The organism is Mycolicibacterium pulveris (genome assembly GCF_010725725.1).
GTDB lineage: Bacteria > Actinomycetota > Actinomycetes > Mycobacteriales > Mycobacteriaceae > Mycobacterium > Mycobacterium pulveris.
In genome coordinates this window covers 1-20,478 of the sequence record NZ_AP022599.1, presented here as the reverse complement: position 1 = coordinate 20,478, position 20,478 = coordinate 1, and the positions used below count along the sequence as shown (strand labels likewise).

The following is a 20,478-nucleotide window of genomic DNA, read 5'->3' as shown; positions in this document are numbered from 1 at the left end:
AAGCTAGCCGCGTAGGGTGCGGCCTACCTCTTGCCAGCGAGCACCTTCGCCAGTGCTGCGTGGTTCGCCGCAACACGGTCGCTGCCGATACTGCCGAGCGTGGCCATCAGATCGGCCCACGCGTTGGTAACGAGTAGTTCGTCGTCGGGCTTCTCGCCACGCTCGGCCATCTCCACAGCCAACTGCGCGTTCTTCCGATAGACCGCATAGTCCTCGTCGTCAGGGTCGCTCATCCGCTCCAGAACACGCACTCGACTCATCGGCGAAATATGCTTATCGACGAACCTGTCGGTCAGCCTGTTGCGAACTTCGTCTGCACATTTCACTGCGGAAGTGAGTGAAGACAGCGCGTTTTCGTCGGGGATGCGGACGGCGAGCAGGTCGCCGTGGAACTCCAGCTCGTCGTACTTCCAGTCCGGCTCGTGCTCCCACGTGTCCGGTTCGGTTTCGGTGTCGTCGTCGATGACGGCGAGGTCGGTGACGACCTCCGCGTCGACCACCGCCTCCCCAGCATCAGGCCCAGGCTCCGGCGCGGGCGGTTCCGGGGTGAGAGGTTGCGCGGGCGCCGTAGCGGCCTCAGCGGGCTGTTGCGGCGGCGTTTCGGGGGACGTGGTGGCGGTGATGGTCGATCCATCCGAGGCATAAACGGTCATGCCGCGCACAATGCTCTGGGCGGGTGCACGCGCCGCGGTTCAGTCGCTGGCGGCCATCTCCGCGGCCACCGCCATACCCGCGTTACGCAGGAACGGCCGCCCCTTCATCGGGCCCTGACGCACCACCTGCGCGAACACCGTCCGGCCGCCCACCTGAAACCGCAGCGCCTTCGCCCGCACCGGCCGGATCACTCGCGCCCGGCGCCCCTCGTGCACAGCCGCCGCGTACTCGGTGCGGGCGTGCGTGCTGCCCGTGACGGTGCGCGGCCCAGTGAACCTGGTCGGCCCCTCACCGATCGAACGGCCCAGCCTGCCGGTGTCGACCGGCACCCGCACACGTCCCAGCGTGGCGGTGCGGCGTTTCCACGAGTTCATCTTGCGCCGCAGGATCGGCCGGGTCTGGTTGTTCAGCTCCGGCTCGTCGAGCCGAACGTGCGCCCTAACCGTCGCCATCAGCGCGCTGCGCCTGGTGCTCGTCCCACCGGTCGATCAGCTCGTCGCGGCCCGCGCCCGGCGGGTAGGGGATCGGGTCGGGTTCGTGGTTGTCGAGGAAAACGGCCCACTCGTTGCGGGAGGCGTTACGCGGCGGTGGCGTGGCCTCATACCGCGGCGCCCAGGCGAGGGTGTCCGGGCTGTCGTCATCGTCGTGATCGGTGTCGCTGGCGGGCTGCTCGCTGTCGTCGTCTTCGCTGGTCAGCTCCAGGCCCGGCACGTCGATACTTGCCGATTCCTCAACCACAGGCTCGAGCTCGGCGGGCGGGTCGAGGCTGCCCTCGACGACCTTCACACAGCCGCGGCGCACCCACTTACGCAGCTCCGGGGTCACCGTGACGGTGCGCCGCTCACCGCGCGGCAACACGCCCGCGCACGGCGTCACTGTTCCCTCAACCGTCACCATGTGCGCCACCGCGATCGCCTCCTCAGATCTGCACGTAGGCCACACCGGTCCACGCGATCAACCCACCCTCGGGGCCGGACGCGGCGACTGTATCGGTGGCGACTGCACGTGTTTCGGACTGCAGCCGGCACGCCGCGGTCCTCAGCGCCGTCTCGATGCGCCACGAATCATCGAGGCTGACCTCGGCCTCAGTCTCCAGCACCGACCACTTCGGGTTCACCTCGGTCGACGCGCAGCGGCCGACGCCGATCTCGACCTCGACCACCGCGAACGTGTCCTTGTTGCGGCAGTTACGGTTGGCGACCACCGCCGCCGGGAACGCCTTCGAGCTGGATCGGTAGCGCCGCCACAACCGCACCCACAGGAACGGGTCTTCGCAGCCGCGCCCGTTCGGATCCCAATACGCCAGCACCCCGTCGTCGCCGGCGAAGAACCGCACCGTCTCCGACCCGCCCCCGACCGGTGGGCACTCCCCGTCGGGTTTGAACGCCTGCCGCATCGTGAGCACGAACAGGTTCACAACCTCAGAGGCCGGATCAACGCACGGCGGCGGGCTGGTCACAGCACCACCGAATCCTGCGCCAAGCGGTTCGGGTTCACCGCTGCCAGCCACTGATCCACCTCAGTCAGGCCGGTGTAGCCAGCGGCGATGATCTTCGCCGGGTCGAACACGTTCGTCGCGCCCCTGCGTGATGTGGAGATCAGTGTGCGCGGCAGCCGGCAGCGGTCCTCGTCGCCGTCGCAGGCGTTTAGGAACTCCTTGGCCAGTTCGCCGGTCAGCTTGTCCACCCCGGCAGGTACCGGCACCCCGCGCTTGTAGGTGACCGACCATGTGCCCGATTCGCCGAGCGGGCGGCCGAGGTCTTGCCGCGGCCACGACCCGCCGCCCGTGCGGTACAAGGTGTTGCCCTCGAGCTGGTAGCCGCTGGGGTCGAGCACCTCCCCGGCGATCGTCACCGCAGTCACTGCGGCGACCGGGCCGGGCAGGTGCACCACCCGCGGCCCCGTCACCGTGCACGTGCCGAGGCACCCGCACGCAATGTTCGCCCACAACCCGCCCAGGCCGCCCTGCGTCCCGAACAGGTACGGGCCGGGAGGAACGCCGAGCGCCGGGCACGGCCGCACCGTCATCTCGCACAGACCGAACCGCCGACCCGACAACGCCCACAGCACGTGAACGGCCAGGTCTTCGGCGGCGTTGCGCCGCGCCAGCGCCCGGTCGTAGGCGGCCTGCTCGTCGTCGCTCGGATCCTCCCCCAGCTCAGGCAGGGGCAGGCAGGTCCGGTCCACAGGCCACTCGCACGACATGGCGACAACGGTACGAATCCAGGGTGCTCACAACCGCTTCAGCGGCGGCGAGCCGCCAGCGCCGGATCGACCTGCCTGCACGTCATGCACTTATGGCACGGCTGACCACCGCGAGGACGGCGGCAATACCAGCACAGCCGCAGCAGGCTTTCCGGCATTTCGGCGACGACCTGAGCCTTCGTCAGATGCACCATCGGCAGCGACAACTTCGGTTCGCGCCCGCACAGCAGTTTGATGTGCCCACGGTAGGCGGCGTCGGATGCGCGTGCCCCCGGCGAGTTCACGCCACCCCGGAACGCATCAGCGTGGCGCGGCAGAATCACCGTCGTGATCGACCGACCCGACGGTGAGGCCATGATGACGCCCGCCCAATAGGCCCAGGCGTGGAAGTTCTTCGGAATCCACATTGTCCGAAAGTCCATCGCCGACGTTGAGTGCTCGATCAGCCCGTCGCCGCCGTTGCTGCGCATCCACGCCAGAATCCGTTGGGCGGCGCGGTCTTCCACGGCCTGCCGGCCTTCGTGGTCGGCCAGCGACACGTGATGGGTGCGAGTGACCAGGCCGGCCTTGACACGCTGCCACAGGCAGTACGCGGAGTCGATGCCCCCGGACAGCAGCAGCAGCGTATCGGGCGGTGTTTGGCCTTGTGTCATGCGGCGGGTTTAGCCTTCACCCTCACCCTCGCCTTCGCCTTCACCTTCGCCTTCGCCCTCGCCCTCACCGCTGCCGCCGCAGGCCGGCTGATCCGGTGCGATGGCGGCAGCGCTGGGCCCGAAGTACGTCGGCGGGCCAGTGAAGATCGACTGCACCGCCAACTCGCACGCCCCGTCAGTCACCGGAGGCGGCGGCACCGGAGTCCAGAAGTGCACCAGATGGTTCTCCGCGGACTCGTCGTAGGCCGGGACCAGCAGACGGCCAGGCGTGCCCGAGCTGTCGGTCGCCGCAACGTTGTACGGGCCGCGACCCCACCGCTTCGGGTTGAACGTGCGCCCCGACAGGGTGAACGTCGTCACCGCCTCCTCGATGGGGAACCCGCCCAGCACAAACTCCTTGCCCATGCACAGGAAATATCCCCAGCCCGGCCCCGATGTGGTCGCCGAGAAGATCGAGTCGTCCTCGGGGATCGGGCAGCCGTCGTCGTCGCCGACACCGGTCCACAGCTCAAACGCCACACCCGAATCGGTTTCGGGCAGCGCGCGGTCGATGAACCCGACCGGCTTGCCCTCGTAGTCCAGCACCCGCGCCGACCCCGCGATCAGCGCGAACAGATCAGGGTCGACGCCGCACAGCTGGATCTCGGTGTTCCACCACTTACGCTCGGCCGGGGTGGACGACGACACGCACACCTCGCCGGCGGCGTTGGCCTGCTCGAGGTCGTTGCGGGCCTTCATCTCCGGGTCGAGGTTGAACCGGATGAATCCGTTCGTGACGAGTCGGTTCGCGGCGCCCTCAAGAGGGAGGCCGCACGCGTCGGTCTTGGTAACCCGGAGCCGAAGCCCCTTGACGACAGCGGTCATTGGCGGGGTGTCCTCCTGCTGTAAGGCGCGCTGTGTGCGCCGTTTCCAGTTCGTTCCCCGAGGCAGTTCGGACACTAAGAGGGCAGGGTGCAGCCGGGCTTATACCTCGTCGCGTAGTTCAGGCGGCACTGACGGCGGCGGTTGTCCCTCGTCGTGTTTTATGGCCCATGCCATCCACTCGCGGATATGGCGCACGGCGGCGCGCAGCTTCAACCGGAACTCGTCACGCTCGGTTTCGACGGCTTTGAGCCGATGCTCCAGTTCGCGCAGCTTCATCGAAGTCCTGGCCTGCCAGGCGGTCAGGACAGCTGCGACCGCGACGCCCGTGGCTTGGATCGTCTCGGGAATTTCGATCACTGGCCTGGGTTGGCGCGTCGGTGGGCTTCGATCGCGTCGAGCGCGGCCCGCTTGTTCGGTTCGCCGGTGACATCCAGCGGCGGCGTCATTGCGGCCCCGGCGAACTCGTTGATCGCGCGGCGTGACCAGTCCATGTCCGGCCAGCCGTCGTCATAACCCCGCGAAGGCGCGGCCGAAGGCGCGGCCGGCGGCTGCGGCGCTGCGGGCCGGGTCGGGCGGTCGATCATCCCCGCCTTAGCGGCCACCCGCACCGGCACCCGATACACCGGACGCGGACCACCAGTGCGCTTCTCCACCAGGCCCGGATCGCCCGCCGCCCTCAGCAGCCGCCCGATCCCGACCCCACGCTGGGAGCGGTCAACGAAGTCGATCGTCGCCACACCGCCCTCGACGCTCACATTCACACCGACCGGCACGACAACCGCCCTCCCTACTCGCCTTCGCCTTCGCCTTCGCCTTCACCTTCGCCTTCACCGGAGCCGCCACCGCCGATATCGACGGCGGCGGCCAGATGCTCGTACCCGATCACCAGCGACCGCTCCGTGACGGCGTGAAACTCGTTGACCTCCACGATCGGACCTGGTCGAGTAGTAGTCGGGCCGCGCCACCCCAGCGTCGGCGACGTCGCCACCAACACCGTGCCCAACGCGTCGACGTAGCCGCCGCCGAACACCCACGTGTGACCCAGGGGCGTCTTCAACCCCGAACCCGTCCGCACGATCAGCTGCGCCTGCGCCGCCAGCGCCGCCCACTGCGCGCCGGCGTGGATCATGCCGACCGTGTTCGTCTCAGCCAGCGCGGCCTCCAACACCGACACCGCCCCCACCACATCGGTGACCGCGGTCGGGCTGGTCGCGTCGGTGAGCATCCGCGCCGCCAGATGCCGCTCCACCTGCAGCGGCTCCTGCAGCCGGTGCACCTGCCGCGACCGCAGCTCCACCTCGTCACGGCTGGACTTACGCAGGTCGCAGTCGTCAGCCGCCCACGTCGTCAACGGCACAAACGTGTTCGGGAACTCCGGGCGGGTGCCCTGCTTAACGTCTTCTTCGCCGAGGTCGTTCTCGGACGCGCACCAGTCCGGCTGCCACGGGCCGGACGCGGCCTCGCCGCCGTAGTTGAACACCCGCAGGTCGACACCGGCCAGCCACCGCAGCGGCGTGTCCTCATCGGTCCAGATGGTCAGCGCAAACAGCCCGATCTGCGCCGGGTTGACCAACGGAACATCGATCTTCACCGCGTCCAGCGTTTGCGGGGTCGTCACGGCGTCCGTCCCTTCATCGTCGGGTGGGGGTGAAAGCCGGGCGCCGGCCTCGGTTGCGACGCCCGGCTTTCAGTCCTCACGGGTTCAGCTCCGGCGGCTCAGGCCTCGCCCTCGCCTTCACCTTCACCCTCGCCTTCACCTTCGCCCTCGCCCTCGCCCTCACCGGAGCCGTTGCCGCTGGTGCAGACGATCTCCTCGCGGGCACCGATCGCGCCGTTCACGCACAACGGCACAGTCACCAGCAGAGCCGGGTCGCACCGCTTCCCGACCAGGAACGAGTCCTCCAAGAACCCGTGCGTGTACCGGTTCACCGTGACCTGCTCCATCGGGTACTGCACGCCGAGCGTGATCACGTTGTCCAGCGACCGGAAGAACGTGCCCGCCGGGTACAGCAGCACCTGCACCGAAGTCGGCCAGTCCACCGTCGCCAGATGGCCCGGCTGACCCGCGCTCAGCGACTGCCAGGTGCCCTCGTACTGCAGGTAGATGCCCCGCACCGCCAGCCAGTTGTCGATCTGCGCGTCGGACACGGCGAGCACGTCGAGCCCTTCCTGCAGCGCAAGATCAGCGCGCAGCACGTCGCGGAACCAGATCGGCGCGACACCCTCGATGGTGGCCTTGCGGGTCTTGATCTGCAGATTGCGTGCCTGCAGATGCAGCCCGTTGAGGACACCGGACTTCGCGCCGAGCACACCCGGCCCGGCCGCGATCGTCGTCCCGCTGGCCGCAGCGACCATCTTCGTCACCGTCAACGCCGACACCCGCTGCTGGTGAGCCACCATCAACTCATCGATGAACTTCTCGATCAGCTCCGGCCAGCCCTGCCGCTGCAGAATGCCCGCCTTGACGTGCCAGCCGATCGCCTCGAGCCTGTACTCGACGAACTCATCGGGGCACGGCACCTCGACCGGTGTCTTGATCGCCGTCGGATTCCCCGACTGGTCGGTGGCTTCCAGCTCCGTCTCGGTGAAGTGGAACCCGTTCAGCAGCCCGGAGAAGTCCGGTTCGGCCGGGAACCGGATCCCGCCGCGCCGAATCGTGATCTCCGGCAGCGACACCAGGCCCAGCGCCGGCGCGGTCGGGCAGAAGTCGTACAGCTGCTCCGACGGCGCGCACCAGCCGCCCGCGGCGACCAGCGCCTGCGCGGACACCTTGCCCTGGCCCGGCACCTCGGCGGCGATCCGCTCCAGCGCCTCATGCATCTCCTGGGCGTCCTCGATGACCTTCCCGGCGACCGGGCGGGTCATCTTGGCGATCGCCTGGGTGGCGAACGAGACACCGCCGATGCTGCGGCTGCCGGTGGGCTGGCGCCCGGTGGGCTGGCCCACCTGCACCGAATCGATCGCCTCAGCGATCTCGCGTGAGGTGACCGGCCCGGTGCCGAACTCGGCGAACTTCGGCGCCGACGGCAGCAGCTGCCAGCCCTTGGGCTTCTCACCGCGGGTAGCGTCGGGGATGTCGCTGTCGCCGGTGACCGTGAACTGGCGATGCTCGGCACCGGCGGTGACCGGAACAGCCTCGGCAGCCTCGGCGGCGACCTCCTCCGCTTCGGCGACCACCTCAGCCGCAGCAGCATCAGCGTCGGCGGCCGGTTCCTCGGCGGCCGCCTGTTCGTCGGCGGTGGCCTCGGGCTCCGGCTGCGGCTCGGGCTCGGGCTGCTTGTCCGCGGTGGTCGCCCGGTTCAGCAGGCTGTTGAGTTTCTCGGCGTGCGCCTCGTCGGCGGCCACGACCTTGTCCCGCTCAGCGGTGATCTGGTCGCGGCTGTCGAGCAGGTACTCGAACCGGGCGGCCTCTTCCTCGGTGAACTCGTCGTTCGCCTCGGCGCGGGCCTGAAAGATGCGGATCTCGGCGGTCGCCTGCGTGGCGAGCTGATCCAGCTCGTCGACGTTGGCGGGCAACTGATCAGGCAGCGTGAACTTTGCCACTGCAGTGCTCCTGTCTGCGAATGCTTCTGGTCTTCTGTTTTGCCGATCGCATCCAGGCCCGCAGCCATCAAATGCTCTCTGCCGCGTGAACGTAGAGACGCGGCGTGCACACCCCCGGTCACACATGTGGTGTGGGTGATGCACATGAGGTGTATGCACGCCGGGTTGGGACTGTTCGGAGCGGATCGGCGCGATGCCGGTCAGGGCGCGACGCCCTTGTTTTCCGCGAAGGAGATACGGCCATGCCGTACGAAGTTGTTCAGTACCCCCGCACAGACGCCGCCGACGGCACCGAAGTCTCGGTGCACTGGTCGAAGCAGGGCAACGGCGATCACGTCCAGTTGAAAGTTGAGCGCCACGTTTGGGGTGCAGCCGTGTGCCCCAACGGCTGCACCGAACGCAACGCACAAATCGCGGTCGAGAACCGCGCGCTGCGTGCTGTAGAGGGCTCGATCCCGCTGGCATATCACGGCTGCAGCGAATGCCCACCGTTCGCCGTGGAACGGCTGCCTCTCGGGTCGGTGAGAGTCAGTGCTGACGGGCACATCGCCCGCAAGGTCTCCGAAACGGTCCCCGAACTCGCGCAACCCGGCGATGAGTTCCTCGGGACGTGGACGATCTGGCGTCGCGAGGGCGACACCGAAAACGTCGTTGAGGCGCAGATCCTCGACTGGCCGGTGGTGTCTGTTCCCGACGACGCAGATCATGGCGCCGTGCCGGCGCAGGTGTTCACTGACCAGCTCGGGCGTGACGAGATCAACGCGCTGATCCGTGCGCTACGGAAAGCGCGGGACCAGGCGTACGGCGCCGACGCCTAACGGATCGGTTTTCCGCAGCGGGCGCACACCAGCACCGGGCGCGCCCGGCGCCAAACGGTCACACTGGTGACGTGCGGGCAGGGTCGACGCTCGACCCATACCCGCGGCACCGCTAGCCGCCTTTCGTGACCTCGGTGATCGTGCCGCCGCCGTGACGACGCTGCGCCCGCTGCGCCTCCAGCTCAGTCAGATAGCGCACTGCGGCGCCGCCACCGGGCGGCACGAAGTCATAACCGAGCACCTTCACACCGGTCTTCGGCTTCGTCGCACCCGCACGCCGCCGGCCCGAACCGCACCTACTGCACGCCATCTCAGTGCCTCCCCGGATTCATGCCGGTCGCCTCGCGATAGAGATTCGCGCACAGGCCCTTGATCTGCCGGTCAGGCAAGGGCTTGCGGCCGTCTTCGACGATCTCGGCGTTGATCGCGGCGACACAGCGATTGAACGACCCCTTTGTTCCCCAGCCTATTTTCGCCGCGCCCGGTCCCTTCAGCCAGTACGCCTTTAGTTGCGCTGGCATTCGGCTCACATCTGCGAAGTCGTCGACCCGCTCGGCCAGCAGCGCATACACCCGCTCGGTGGGTGTCATCGGTGGCGGCGGGTCACCGACCGCGGCGCGTGCCCGCTCCAGCGCGGCGGCGCGGCGCGCCTTGAGTTCGCGGCTGCGCGTCGACTCCTCCAACGCCTCGGCGACCACGGCCTTGATGTCGGCTAGCGTCACCTGCGGCGCTGACACATGGTCGACGCTGCGGGGTGACATCGACGCGACCATCGCCAACGGGTTGCCCTGGCCGTCGGTCGACGCCCTGCACAGGAACCCCGGCGTGTTCACCGCCAGCACCGCGACGAGTTCGAGGTCGCCGTTGTAGGGCCGCCAGTCACCTGAGAGCGGCGCCGACAGGCCCATCTCGATCTTCTCCGGTGTAGCCCACGGCGCGGCCACCCCCGACACCCAGATGCCGTGGCGGTCCTCCCCGGCGCGCACCAGCGCGAAGCACGCCTCAGCGTTGTCGTAGTGCGCCTGCGCGGCAGCGTTGGACACCCCCGTGGTGGGGGCGTGCCCGATCCCGACGGTCAGCCGGCCGACTGGTAGGCGGGTTCCGTCGGACAGATACACCGGCGGTGAGCTGTGAAAGTGCGCGTATCCGCTGCGTGAGCGCGGCGGGGAGATGTGGCCCAGCCCGACCGAGCGGTGCTTCTCACTGAACACCGCGACGTGCCCGTAGATGCGGCCCGACTCGAGGTCGATGGACAGCGGCGTCGGCCCGGCCAGCTGCGGGTCGGAGAACAGTTCGGGGTCATAGACGCGTGGCTGAAACTTCTCTGCCGCGCTGGCGACGAGCGCCCGGTCGCGCGGTTCACGTTCAGCGTTGAGAGTGATGCGGGTTTCGCCGAACGCCGGGATCGCCACGATCGTCGTCGCCAGCACCTCACCGCGGGTGACCGTGGTGTAGACGGGTCGCTGCGCGTCGAAGTTCTGATCAGTGACCGCGGTGCCGTCCTCGTAGGTTTCGACGACCTCTAGTTCGCCGCCGAGATCAACGGACGGGTTGGCGACGCCGTGCGTCATCAGGTCGAACGCCTTGTCGGCGTGCTCGTTGTTGAGCAGGTAGCCCGACCCGAGCACCATCCCGTCGACGACGCGGCCGTCCTCGACCACACCGATGGTCACCGAATCGTCGTGACCTCCCTTGCTGCGTTCACACCACTGCAGCGGCAGCGGGAAGTTACGGAACTTCAAGTCCATGTCGGCGGCCAGCATCCGCCGATCCGACGTCGGGGTGCCCAGCACGGCGAACACCGCGTCGGTGAACGTCCGAAACGTCTCCTCAGCCTTGAACTCGGCCGCCGCCATCTCCTCGGACACCTGGGTGGTCGTGGGCAAGATGCCCTCGCTGACCTGCGCGGACTTCTCAGCGTTCGCGGCGCGCTTCGCGGCCAGGTCGCTCGGCTTCGTCATGTCGCTGCTCTCCTGTTCCATCCCTGCCGGCGCGGTCGATGCGAACCGGCCGGCACCGTCAGCGGTGTCGCGTGCGCGCACGTTGCCCTGCGCGCGTCGGCGTTCAATTTCCTCTGCCTGCGTGCGTCCCTCCCGGTGGATCGCCACACTGTCGCGGCCATCCAGGCGTTCGGTGTGCAGGTCGAACTCGTCGGGCAGCGGCTCATCGCGCGCCAGGATTCCCAGGCGGCAGCGGCAGTTCGAGGTTTCTTTCGCGCTTCCGGCTGGGTCGCCGGGGTAGCGCAGCTGCTCACCGCCGACGGTGAACGCTGTTCCGAGTGGTACCCGCTGCCCCCACGCCGCCCAATGGGTCGGGCGGGTCTTGCCGTCCAGCGTCGCCAGCCACACCGCCTCGAGCTCGTCGGCGTCCTCGGACTGCTTGGCCGCCGCCAGCACCGCGTGGTTCATCACCCCGGCTGCCTGGTAGCCCTGCTGGCGCACGATCTCAGCCATCTGCTCCGATGTCGGTTCGAGCACCAGCTCGGCCTCGTTGCGCAGCACCTCTGGGCGGGTTTCGGGCACCACCTCGACGGTGATCTGCGGTTCGGCGCCGTCGTCGAGGGTGGTGGTGTGTTCGACGGTCATCGTCATGTCGGCCAGCGTTTTCTCTAGCTTGGCCTGCACCAGCTGCGGCGTCGCGGCGACCTGGGCACGCTTGGCCGCGATGTACTCGTCACGCGCGACGCGCAGCGCCGGGTCGGCGTCGACGAATGCGACCGCCTCGAGCACCTCCTCACGCGGCATCAACAGGCTGGCGAGGACGATGCCGAGCACCACCGTCGACACCTGCGGTGTTACCGCGGCAGCCGCGGCGGCTGGGACGGTCCCGAGGCCGGTAGCGGCCTCGTAGGCCGCCGCCGCCCACAGGACTGCCACCCCTGCCAAGATGATCTGCTCAGCGTGCTCATCCCACGCCGACTGCGCCTGCCCCAACCCCTCCGGGTTCGGGGGCAACTCTGTGGCAGCGGCGGTCAGCGAGGGCAGCACCGCCGCCCGAGCAGCCGGTGCCCAGCGGCGCAACGCCTCGGCATACAAGTCGGCGATCGCCGCCTCAGCCTCGATCGTCCGCGACAACGCCTCACCCTGCCGCGGCCACATCACACGACCTGCCCGTCGAGCAGCGGCGCGGTCAATTCACGCACGGCTCGGCGCTTCACCTCAGCCCGAACACGCTGCGGGTCCACACCACACGCCGCCAACTCGTCGTCATCGAGAATGGTGTCCCAGTCCTTGATCAACCGCCCGACATCACCCTCAGCGACCGGCCCCATGTAGCGGTGCGTCTGATGCGCCGGCACATGGCGCAAACGATCCATGTCCGCGCGGGTACGGCGCCGCTTGCCCGCCAGCTCCAAGGCCCGCGCCCGGAAGAACTCGACGACCAACTCCTCCAGATCGACCTGCGACCCCGCCGCGACCACCGGTCGCGGCCGGTCCTCATCGGCGCTGCGTTCAGTGTCGGGTTCCTCGTCGGCGTCGCCGTCGACAACGCCGCCGCCGCTGTCACCACTACGGCCGGCGGGCAGCCGCGGCAGCGGCTCTGGGAACTGGATCGACTGAATCACCGGGTCAAGCAGCGGCCTCCACTCACGCAGCAGCTCAGCGGCGACGGCCGGGTCGGCTTTCGCGATCTTGTCGCGCGCCAACTCCTGCCACCCCTCGATGGTCGTCAGGTCATAGCCGCTGTCCTCGGGCAGGCTGTTGAGTCTGCGCAGCGCCGCCGAGGTCACCGCGCCCCGGTCGTGGCCCTCCCTGGCCTCATCCGACAGGTCCGGGTCGGCGGTGATCGCGGAGGCATCGAACCACAGTGTGTACTTCGTCGCGTCGATCCCCGCTTTGGTGGCCATGTCGCGCAACACGCGCTCATAGATCGCCTGGCAGATCGTCTTCATCATCGGCGCGACGAACACCTGCACGTCCTCGTCCTTGAGCAGGAACGAGTTCCAGTGATTCGACGTCGACCCCAGGCCGAGCAGCTGCTCGGGGCTCATGTCCAGCCCGCGGGCAAGCCGGGTGACCGCCTTGTCACGCGTCTCGAGCGCGTCCTTGGTGACCTCGTCACCGAACGTGATGTGCTGGATCTTGTCGAGCCACTCGCCCGGCCCGTTGATCACCAGCGGCACCAGCGACGCCAGCGACTTCTCACCCTCCTCGGCGGCGGTCGACGCGACGCGGATGATCTTCTGCTGCAGCTGCTCAGCCGCAGACTCCGACTCCGGCGGCTCCGGCGAGCCCTCCGGTTTGTCCGCGGACACCGGCGCGGCCGCCGACGGCAGCGACGCCTCCGACGGGATGGCCAGGATCCCTGCGCTGATCAGCCGCGACAGATCCGCATTACTGATCCGCTTCGTCGACCGCACGATCTCACGCAGCGCATCGAGCACACCACGCGCCGGGCTGTCCGGTTCGCTCGCCCTACGCGCGTGCGGATTCCACACCCGGAACATGCCGTCACCGGCGTCCTTGTCGAAGTCGTGCGTCTTGCCGTCGGGCAGCGTGATCTTGACGCTGTTGCGTTTGGTGGACTGCTCGATCTCCTCGCGCGTGACCGCGAACCACCGCTGACCCTCGGGTCGTTGCAGCAGCGCAATCCACACCTCTCCCGGCACGCACAGAACCTCTGTCAGGCGCTCGATCAGTGCTGCCTGACCCAGCGGCCCGCCGGCGATGGAGTGAACCATCTCGGCGAACCGCTGACCGTCCTTGCTCTCCGGGTCGACGCTGCCCGTGGGAATACCGGTGTCGGGGTCGATCTCGGAGGCCACCAGCCGCACCCGCGAGCATGTGCGGGCACGCCACCGCACATAGAAGCTGAACTCGCCGACCCGGTCGTAGTGCTCCCAGGCTTCGTCCTGCCAGTTCTCGCGGCGACCCGCCAACCCGGCGGCGCGGAACACGTCGTCGGCCTTCTCGACCGGCGCACTAGCCGCAACAAGCGCCTTACCCGGCGGGGCAACGGAGGCGGTCAGCGCGCCCTTCCGGCGCCGAACCACACGCAACTCGGGGGCGGCCACACGCTGCAAGGTAGCCAAGCTGGGTGTTTAGCCCTCGCTGGCGACGATCTCGGCGTTCTCATCTTCGGTCAGCCGCGATAACAACCCCACCACATACGAGCACGCCAACCCCAGCGGAATAACCACCCACCACGACCAGCCGATGAGCCGCACCGGCACGATCCCCGACCCCAACGCCAGCCACAAACCCACACACCACGGGCAGCCCAGCAGATACGACAGCAGATCCCACCGCATCGCCCGCCGCTCCACCTGCTGAGCGACCGTCTCCCGCCCAGCTTCGGCGTGTTCGTCGGCGGCCTTCTGCGCGAGGATGGCGCGGTGCGCCACCCAGAGCCGCAGCGGGTCGCTGATCCTGTCGGTATTGACCAGTAGCGTCACCCGCGCCACCGCGAGCACATAGATCACCAGCACGGCGAGGTCAGCGAGATCGAGGCTCTGGTTCATATCGCGGACGGTACAACGGTCAGGCGAACACGCCGCTCCCGCGCAGGCCCACTATTTCCGTTCCCCTTAACGGATTCGCGTTCTGAGCTGGCGGTTTTCGGCTTCCGGTTCGCTGTGTCCCAGTCCCGGCGGCACTGCCGGCAGTACACCCGGCCGCCGTACTCGTACGTGTTGTACCTCACCTTCGGGTGCCCACAGCGCGGGAACGCCCCCAGCGTGCCGGTCTGCAGCTTGTCGAGGATCTGCGCCAGCTGGGCGCGTAGCCGGTCGCGCTCACACTGGGCGTCGGCGAGTTCGCGGCGGGTGGCGGCGTGGTTGATCCGTTCGACCCGCAGTTCGTCGTCCAAAACCCGGTTGCGCACCTGCGCGTACTCGGCGACCTTCGTCGCATCACTAGCGCGGATCGTGCGCACCAGCCGCAGGCAGCACCCGGTGCGCTCAGCGATCTCCTCCGCGGTCAATCCGGCCTCGCCGAGTACCACCTCCGACAGTCCGGCCACCAGCCATGAGCGGTCCAGGTCGGCGAGCGCGGTCATTTTGAAGGGTGCGCGTGGTGCCGACAGGACGACCTCGGCGAGGTTGGGGTCGTCGGGTTCCCACCGCGGCGCGCTGGTCAATCGTCGTCCTCGGACATCGCTTCAGAGATCGCGGCTGCGGTGTCGGGGTCGAGGGCGTGGTGACGCCAGCACGGAACCTCGGGCGCCTCGTCGTCGGGTTCGGGCTCGTCGAGCGTTGGGCCGCACACGCATTCCGGGCTGGCGGTGTGCTCGACGGTGTCAGGGTTGGGCACGACGTGGATATGCACCAGCGTCTCGACCACCTGATCGTCCGGCCCCACAGCGCCAAGGTAAGCCCACCCGTCACCGGGTCAGGCCACGCGAAACCCGTTGCCGCTAAACCGTAATCGTGGCAGTGGGCCAGATCACGCCGCAGATAACATCACGGTCACACCGCCTTTCGCGACCCGAGGCCATCACCGCACCGCGTTAACCTCCCGACCACAGGCAGCACCCGGTTTGGAGTGTGTCCGGTCATTGCGGGCCCGGGGTCGCGCCCAAGAGGCTGCCAAGCGACCCCACCACTCAAAACCGCATCTGGTCTTCCATGAAATCGACCGTCTCCCGCTCATAATCGGCGATCTGCTGATACAACGCCCGTAACGGCCCCAACCGCTCCACCAACGCATCCACCGCCGCGGCCAAACCCTCGAACAACTCCGGGATCTGCGCCAACTGCGTCGCCGCCGCATGCAGATGGCGCGTCATCTCATCGGCGACGATCCGCTCAGCCTGCTCGACCGGCGACAAGTCATCATCATGCACACCCGAACCGTACCGCCACGCCGATCATCAGCCGACGCGGCTTGCAAACGACCGACGACAACACGCGGCCCACGCCGCTAGAATCAGGGTCGGACGCTCAAGTTCGGGCACTGGCGCAAGTCCACCCGCCACCGGCGGGGAGAGTCAGTTCGACCGACCAAAGCCGAGCCGCCGCGCGCGACCGGAACTGGCCTAGCGGGTTCGATTCCCGCCGCCCGACTTGAGCGTCAGCCAGCGACCTTGCGGCGCATCCAATCATCCATACCCGTCACCGAACCCGCGCCGCGCGCAGCCGCGAACGGATCCGGCGCGCCGCCCAACACACCCGCACCCGGCGACGAAATCGACCAACCCCGGCCCACCGCATGCACCAGCACATCATGCCCAACCACCAGAGCCGCCAACGAGTCCGGCTGATGCTGACCCGCCTGCCACGTGACGGCCTTCTGCTCGAACTCCGGGAAATACCCCGCCAACCGACACGTACCAACCTCGAGCGCCTGCAGCAGCGCCGAGCTGCGGGCGACAGCGTCCCCGACCCTGGCGCGGCCCTTCGGCGGCCAACCACTAACCCGGATCGGCCGATCCACCTTCGCCCGACCGAGCGCCTCCCGAACCACCCGCGTATAGGTCTCCCTGGCCGCGAACGCCTCAACCGCAATCTCCGACGCCCCGACCTCCACAGCCAACTCCACCGCGGCCCGCGCCCACGCATCCGACGTCATCGGCGCGCTCTCGTCAGCGATCAACGCCACCACCCCATCCGCCGTCAGCGACACCGCCACCAGCCCGCACGAATCACCCTCACCCGAGTCCGACGGGTCCACACCCACCACCGTCAACACCGGACGCACAGGCGCCACCCGCAACCGCCACGCCTCCAACCACTCCCGCTTCACCAGACCGCCCTCCGGCGCCGACGGCACACCCTGATACAGCGCATACCACGTCCGCTCACCCGACGTGCGACGCGCAGCAGCGAAATGCTCAGCCGTGAACCCCAACGCCGACACCATCGGCACCCCCGGCCGCCTACCAAGCGCATCCGGCACACCCGCCTCAGCCACCGCCGGAATGTTCGTATGCCGCCACACATCCGGCTCCTGCGCCAACAACTCACCCGCCAGATCAGACTCCGACCAGCGAGTCATCACCAGCAGCGTCGACGCCCCCGGATGCACACGCGTCGCCAACGTCGACCGATACTCATTCAAAACCCGCCTACGGTGCGCCTTGCTGTCCGCCTCCGCCGCGTCCTTCACCGGGTCGTCAATCACCAAAATCCCCGACACACCGAACCCGGTCACACCCGAGTTGATGCCCGTCGCCAACAGGCCACCCTTACGGCCCTCGACCCGCCACCGGCCCACAGCCGTCTTGTCCGGACTCAGCCGGTAGCCGAGGAAGTCGGCGTGTTCGTTGATCAACTGGCGCGCCTCACGGCTGTGCGCCTGCGCCAGTTCGTCGCTGTAGGACACCAGCACGTTCTCGCTGTCCGGGTCTTCCATCAACGCCCAGATGATCAGCCAGATCGCCAGCAGTCGCGACTTACCGGTTCGTGGCGGGCAGGACACGACGTCACGCTGGTCAGGCTGGTGGAACGCCCGCACCGCGATATCGCTCAAGAGCCGGATCGTGGGGGTTACGACGAACTTCGGGTCCAGCCGGCGGGCGAGCTCGGCCGGCGACTGGGGCCGGATGTCGCGGCGCGCCACCTGCACATACCGCGCCGCGGCCAGGGTCCGCACCAAATCCCGCATGCCCACGAGGGTGTCAGCCCAGGGTGGTCAGATGTCGTCGAGCGCCCGGTCACAGGCCCGCGACTGCCTGCTACCCGGCGGGGTTACCCCGGCAGCCCGGTACGGCGCGCACGCCCGCGATACCTCCAGCAGCCGCTCGAGCTCGCCGTCCTCAGCCATCCGCTGCAACTCATCCCGCACCAACTGGCGCACCTCGTCACGATCCATCACTGCCCACCTTCCACGGCCCGGGACCGCGTGTTGTAGACCGTCGCCCGCGACACCCCGAACTCCTCAGCCAACCTGGTCGCCGACTCACCAGCCGCCAACCGCTGCGCAACCTCCACCACCTGCGCCCGCGTGAGCGCCGGCTTGCGGCCCTTGTAGCGGCCCTTCGCCTTCGCGATCGCGATCCCCTCACGCTGCCGCTCCCGGATCATCGACCGCTCAAACTCCGCGACCGCCCCCATGATCGACAACATCAGCACCGAACACGGATCCGACTCGTCACGCGTGAACGTCAAACTCTCCTTCACGAACCGCACATCGACGCCCCGGCCAGTCAGGTCGTCGACCACCGTCCGCAGATCCACCAGCGACCGGGCGAGCCGGTCCATCGAATGCACGACGAGCGTGTCACCCTCCCGCACGTAGTCGAGGCATTCCTCGAGCGCCGGCCTGCGGGTGTCTTTGCCGCTGGCGTGGTCGGTGAACACCTTGTCGAGTTCGATGCCGTCGAGTTGGCGTTCGGTGTTTTGGTCGACGGTGGAGACGCGGACGTAGCCGACATGCTGGCCGGTCATCGCTGATCCCGCCTCAGTGGCGTCGGCGGCCGCAACAGCCGCGCCGAAATCGCTCAGCCGGTACAACGCGTTCGACGTCGTTGGCCGCTTTGGGCTGCGCTCAACCAGACCTTTCGCGTCGAGTTGCGCCAGCACCTCGGATACGCGGTGGCCCACATCCTGCGGGCGGAAGTACCCAGACGCCCCGATGCGCTCGCAGTGCTCCGACGGCGGCGCGTCACGCAGAGCGCGCAACACCTCGAGCTGCCGGGCCGTCAGACGTTCCCCGCCGCTCACTGGTCGCTCCAATCCGGGTGCCACACCAGCACGATCTCCGCGCCCGACTCGACGAGATCCTCGCCGTCCTGCCCGACCTCGAAACCCGGCGAAAACCAGCCACTACGCCCACGCTGAAGCACGCCGCCGCGGCCAACACGGATCACCGCGCCAGCCGGTAGCGCGTCGAGCTGCTCGACCGTGCGGATCATGCACGCCTCACGCCAGTCACGGGCCGCATCGGCGGCGATCTCTGCGAAGTCCTCGAGCGAGGATGGGTCCAGCCACCGTTCACCGTGGAACCGTTCAGCGATCACATCTTGCAGACGCGGCGAGGCCGCCCCCACATCGGGGACGGCCTGCTGCGAACCGTCGGCGGTCACCGGGGTCAGATCCTCGATGTGGATGCAGCCCACCCGATCTGGCCCGAACTGCGGCGCGTAACCGAGCACCTCGTCCTCCTGGCACGGGAACGAACGCTGGTCGAACTGGTCGACGACCGGCGCAGGGTCGGCGTAGGCGGTGATGATCGCCGGGCCGACCGGCACACCCAGCGCCGCGCCGACGAGCACCCCCACGGCGAAAACCACTCTCAGCATCAGACGCTCCTCACGACTCGTCATCGTCGGCCCACTCCCACTCGATGCCGAGGTACGCGCACTCCTCGTGCGTCGGCTCCACATTGCGGATGTTGTCGGCGAGCCGGTCGATCACCTCGTACACCTCGTCCAGGGCGTCCGGGTACCAGGGCCGGATGGCCTCCGGCAGATCATCAGCGCCGGCGATGACCGCGGAACGCCCGGTGTTGGTGTCGTGGACTCGAATCATGGTGTCCTCCTGATCTCTCTCGTGGATGGTGTGGTTGGTGGTGGTCAGAAGATCGCGCGCTTGGCGTCGTCGATGTACGCGCTGATCTGGTCGCGGTCCATGCTGTCGATGTCGGCGTCGGCGAGCTCCTGGCGACGGACGAGGTAGGCGTCGATGGCGGCGTCGGCGGCGGCGCGCTGATCGGCGCGGGCCTCGGCGGTCAGCGCCTTGGCCTCGTCGCGGCGGCCCTCGGCGCGCAGCGCGCGCACCCGCGCCATCGTCTCGGGGTTCAGCTCCGGGGTGAAGCTGCCGCGAACGGTGTCGCGGTTGAACTCCCAGGTGATGCGCTCGCGGATGTCGGCCTGCAGCTGGCGGGCGTAGGCGATCTGGCGCTCGGTGGCGGTGGTGGTCATTTGGTCCCCCCTCAATCTCGGTGTCCAACTGGTGTCTAGACCATGATAGACCAGCGTCTATCAAGCCGTCTACAACTTTTTTAGACACACATCAGTGCAGGTCACCCCACCACCGTGCCCCCCACCCACGGTGTCTCACACGGGTGTACCCCAAATAGACGGCTAGCCGTCGTCGTCGGCGCCTTCGGCCAACACCTGCTCGATCCACGACACCCCCGGCTCGGCGGCGTCGGCGGGCCGGAACACCGCCGCCCACTCCGCGTGCTCCTCCCACGACATCCCACCCAACGCCGCGCACTGCCGCATCACATCGCACTGAAGCCCCCACAGCGGATCAGCCGGCCCGACCACCGTCCCGAACAGCGCCCGGCACTCCTCGGCGACCAGCGCGCGCAGTTCGGCGACGTCGACGCGGCCCATCGCGATGTCCTCGGCCAGGTCCATCGCCGCACCCACAGCCGCCTTCTTCGCCGCCTTCACCGCGGCCTGGTCGCCGCTCACGCCCCCAGCTCCCGCACCTCGCCGATGACCTCGGCGTCGATCACCCGCGTCAACTGTGACCGCATCTGCTCGAGCGCCTCGGCCGCGCCGATGTTCACGTTGACCTCAGTGGCCGGGGCGACCGGGGCGATCCCGATGAGCTTGTCGTGGCGCTCTTGGACGTCGGCGATGGCCTGCAGCGCTTGCAGTGCCGGGGTGTGCTTGTTCTGCTGTTGGGCGGCTTCGGCGATTTGGTGGAGTTCGTTGATGACCATGCGGTAGGTGCCGGCGGATAGTGCGCGGGCCATGGCGGTTTCTTCGGGTGGCATGCGTTCGATGTAGCGGGTGACGGCTTTGCAGGCTGCGGCGGCTGATCCGTAGCCGCATGCTGCGGCGATGTCGTCCCAGGTTTTGTGTTGGCAGCGGAGGCGGCTATCGGCTTAGTACGCGATTCTATCGAA

At 68.3% G+C, this 20,478-nt stretch carries 27 protein-coding genes; 1 reads left to right on the top strand and 26 read right to left on the bottom strand.

Annotated features, from left to right (window positions below; translation table 11 throughout):
* Positions 1-23: 23 nt before the first annotated feature.
* The 11 genes from G6N28_RS00140 to G6N28_RS00090 all read right to left on the bottom strand — a co-directional run bounded on the left by G6N28_RS00140 (position 24) and on the right by G6N28_RS00090 (position 7,919).
* The gene (locus G6N28_RS00140) at positions 24-653 is read right to left on the bottom strand and encodes a hypothetical protein (protein ID WP_456093980.1); all 630 of its coding nucleotides are present in this window, start codon (positions 651-653) and stop codon (positions 24-26) included.
* A 39-nt stretch (positions 654-692) separates the two neighbouring features.
* Positions 693-1,106, bottom strand: coding sequence for a hypothetical protein (locus G6N28_RS00135; protein ID WP_163896491.1), 414 nt, complete (start codon positions 1,104-1,106; stop codon positions 693-695).
* Positions 1,093-1,551: a hypothetical protein gene (locus G6N28_RS00130; protein ID WP_163896490.1), complete on the bottom strand. Its 459-nt coding sequence runs from the start codon at positions 1,549-1,551 to the stop codon at positions 1,093-1,095. Before G6N28_RS00130 ends, G6N28_RS00135 begins: the two co-directional genes overlap by 14 nt.
* Before the next feature lie 22 nt (positions 1,552-1,573).
* A complete protein-coding gene (locus G6N28_RS00125) occupies positions 1,574-2,113 on the bottom strand; it encodes a hypothetical protein (protein WP_235674418.1) in 540 nt (179 codons plus the stop codon).
* Positions 2,110-2,859 (bottom strand): hypothetical protein, encoded by a 750-nt coding sequence (locus G6N28_RS00120; RefSeq protein ID WP_163896489.1) that lies wholly within the window; start codon positions 2,857-2,859, stop codon positions 2,110-2,112. The genes G6N28_RS00125 and G6N28_RS00120 overlap by 4 nt, the downstream gene beginning before the upstream one ends.
* A 38-nt stretch (positions 2,860-2,897) precedes the next feature.
* Positions 2,898-3,512, bottom strand: coding sequence for a hypothetical protein (locus G6N28_RS00115; protein WP_163896488.1), 615 nt, complete (start codon positions 3,510-3,512; stop codon positions 2,898-2,900).
* Between the two features lie 9 nt (positions 3,513-3,521).
* The gene (locus G6N28_RS00110) at positions 3,522-4,376 is read right to left on the bottom strand and encodes a hypothetical protein (protein WP_163896487.1); all 855 of its coding nucleotides are present in this window, start codon (positions 4,374-4,376) and stop codon (positions 3,522-3,524) included.
* Positions 4,377-4,475: 99 nt separating this feature from the next.
* Positions 4,476-4,733, bottom strand: coding sequence for a hypothetical protein (locus tag G6N28_RS00105; protein WP_235674417.1), 258 nt, complete (start codon positions 4,731-4,733; stop codon positions 4,476-4,478).
* Complete coding sequence (locus G6N28_RS00100) at positions 4,730-5,149, bottom strand: hypothetical protein (protein ID WP_163896486.1); 420 nt, start codon at positions 5,147-5,149, stop codon at positions 4,730-4,732. The genes G6N28_RS00105 and G6N28_RS00100 overlap by 4 nt, the downstream gene beginning before the upstream one ends.
* Positions 5,150-5,163: 14 nt before the next feature.
* On the bottom strand, positions 5,164-5,994 hold the full coding sequence (locus G6N28_RS00095) for a hypothetical protein (protein WP_163896485.1): 831 nt from the start codon (positions 5,992-5,994) through the stop codon (positions 5,164-5,166).
* A 98-nt stretch (positions 5,995-6,092) separates the two neighbouring features.
* Positions 6,093-7,919, bottom strand: coding sequence for a major capsid protein (locus tag G6N28_RS00090; protein ID WP_163896484.1), 1,827 nt, complete (start codon positions 7,917-7,919; stop codon positions 6,093-6,095).
* A 242-nt stretch (positions 7,920-8,161) separates the two neighbouring features.
* Between G6N28_RS00090 and G6N28_RS00085 the strand changes: the two genes are divergently transcribed.
* Positions 8,162-8,737, top strand: coding sequence for a hypothetical protein (locus tag G6N28_RS00085; RefSeq protein ID WP_163896483.1), 576 nt, complete (start codon positions 8,162-8,164; stop codon positions 8,735-8,737).
* Positions 8,738-8,849: 112 nt separating this feature from the next.
* Here the strand turns inward: G6N28_RS00085 and G6N28_RS00080 are convergent, their stop codons facing one another.
* The 15 genes from G6N28_RS00080 to G6N28_RS00005 all read right to left on the bottom strand — a co-directional run bounded on the left by G6N28_RS00080 (position 8,850) and on the right by G6N28_RS00005 (position 20,346).
* Positions 8,850-9,047, bottom strand: a complete 198-nt coding sequence (locus G6N28_RS00080) for a DUF7196 family protein (protein WP_163896458.1) — start codon at positions 9,045-9,047, stop codon at positions 8,850-8,852.
* 1 nt (position 9,048) lies between these two features.
* A complete protein-coding gene (locus tag G6N28_RS00070) occupies positions 9,049-11,835 on the bottom strand; it encodes a hypothetical protein (RefSeq protein ID WP_235674416.1) in 2,787 nt (928 codons plus the stop codon).
* Positions 11,835-13,751: a hypothetical protein gene (locus tag G6N28_RS00065; protein WP_235674415.1), complete on the bottom strand. Its 1,917-nt coding sequence runs from the start codon at positions 13,749-13,751 to the stop codon at positions 11,835-11,837. The genes G6N28_RS00070 and G6N28_RS00065 overlap by 1 nt, the downstream gene beginning before the upstream one ends.
* Positions 13,752-13,778: 27 nt before the next feature.
* Positions 13,779-14,198: a DUF1360 domain-containing protein gene (locus tag G6N28_RS00060; RefSeq protein ID WP_163896482.1), complete on the bottom strand. Its 420-nt coding sequence runs from the start codon at positions 14,196-14,198 to the stop codon at positions 13,779-13,781.
* Positions 14,195-14,815, bottom strand: coding sequence for a hypothetical protein (locus tag G6N28_RS00055; RefSeq protein WP_235674414.1), 621 nt, complete (start codon positions 14,813-14,815; stop codon positions 14,195-14,197). The genes G6N28_RS00060 and G6N28_RS00055 overlap by 4 nt, the downstream gene beginning before the upstream one ends.
* Entirely contained in the window at positions 14,812-15,036 is a 225-nt protein-coding gene (locus G6N28_RS00050; protein WP_163896481.1) for a hypothetical protein, read from the bottom strand. The genes G6N28_RS00055 and G6N28_RS00050 overlap by 4 nt, the downstream gene beginning before the upstream one ends.
* 244 nt (positions 15,037-15,280) lie before the next feature.
* The gene (locus G6N28_RS00045) at positions 15,281-15,520 is read right to left on the bottom strand and encodes a hypothetical protein (RefSeq protein ID WP_163896480.1); all 240 of its coding nucleotides are present in this window, start codon (positions 15,518-15,520) and stop codon (positions 15,281-15,283) included.
* Positions 15,521-15,747: 227 nt separating this feature from the next.
* Positions 15,748-17,280, bottom strand: a complete 1,533-nt coding sequence (locus G6N28_RS00040; RefSeq protein WP_163896479.1) for a terminase large subunit domain-containing protein — start codon at positions 17,278-17,280, stop codon at positions 15,748-15,750.
* 27 nt (positions 17,281-17,307) lie between these two features.
* Positions 17,308-17,487 carry a hypothetical protein gene (locus tag G6N28_RS00035; protein WP_163896478.1) on the bottom strand — a complete coding sequence of 60 codons (180 nt, stop codon included), beginning with the start codon at positions 17,485-17,487 and terminating at the stop codon, positions 17,308-17,310.
* Positions 17,487-18,062, bottom strand: a complete 576-nt coding sequence (locus G6N28_RS00030) for a recombinase family protein (RefSeq protein WP_163905640.1) — start codon at positions 18,060-18,062, stop codon at positions 17,487-17,489. Before G6N28_RS00030 ends, G6N28_RS00035 begins: the two co-directional genes overlap by 1 nt.
* A gap of 272 nt (positions 18,063-18,334) precedes the next feature.
* Positions 18,335-18,916, bottom strand: coding sequence for a hypothetical protein (locus G6N28_RS26910; protein ID WP_220097480.1), 582 nt, complete (start codon positions 18,914-18,916; stop codon positions 18,335-18,337).
* 10 nt (positions 18,917-18,926) lie between these two features.
* Positions 18,927-19,145 carry a hypothetical protein gene (locus tag G6N28_RS00020; RefSeq protein WP_163896477.1) on the bottom strand — a complete coding sequence of 73 codons (219 nt, stop codon included), beginning with the start codon at positions 19,143-19,145 and terminating at the stop codon, positions 18,927-18,929.
* A 44-nt stretch (positions 19,146-19,189) separates the two neighbouring features.
* Positions 19,190-19,537: a hypothetical protein gene (locus G6N28_RS00015; RefSeq protein WP_163896476.1), complete on the bottom strand. Its 348-nt coding sequence runs from the start codon at positions 19,535-19,537 to the stop codon at positions 19,190-19,192.
* Between the two features lie 162 nt (positions 19,538-19,699).
* Entirely contained in the window at positions 19,700-20,038 is a 339-nt protein-coding gene (locus G6N28_RS00010) for a flagellar hook-length control protein (protein ID WP_235674413.1), read from the bottom strand.
* The gene (locus G6N28_RS00005; protein ID WP_163896475.1) at positions 20,035-20,346 is read right to left on the bottom strand and encodes a hypothetical protein; all 312 of its coding nucleotides are present in this window, start codon (positions 20,344-20,346) and stop codon (positions 20,035-20,037) included. The genes G6N28_RS00010 and G6N28_RS00005 overlap by 4 nt, the downstream gene beginning before the upstream one ends.
* Positions 20,347-20,478 lie beyond the last annotated feature (132 nt).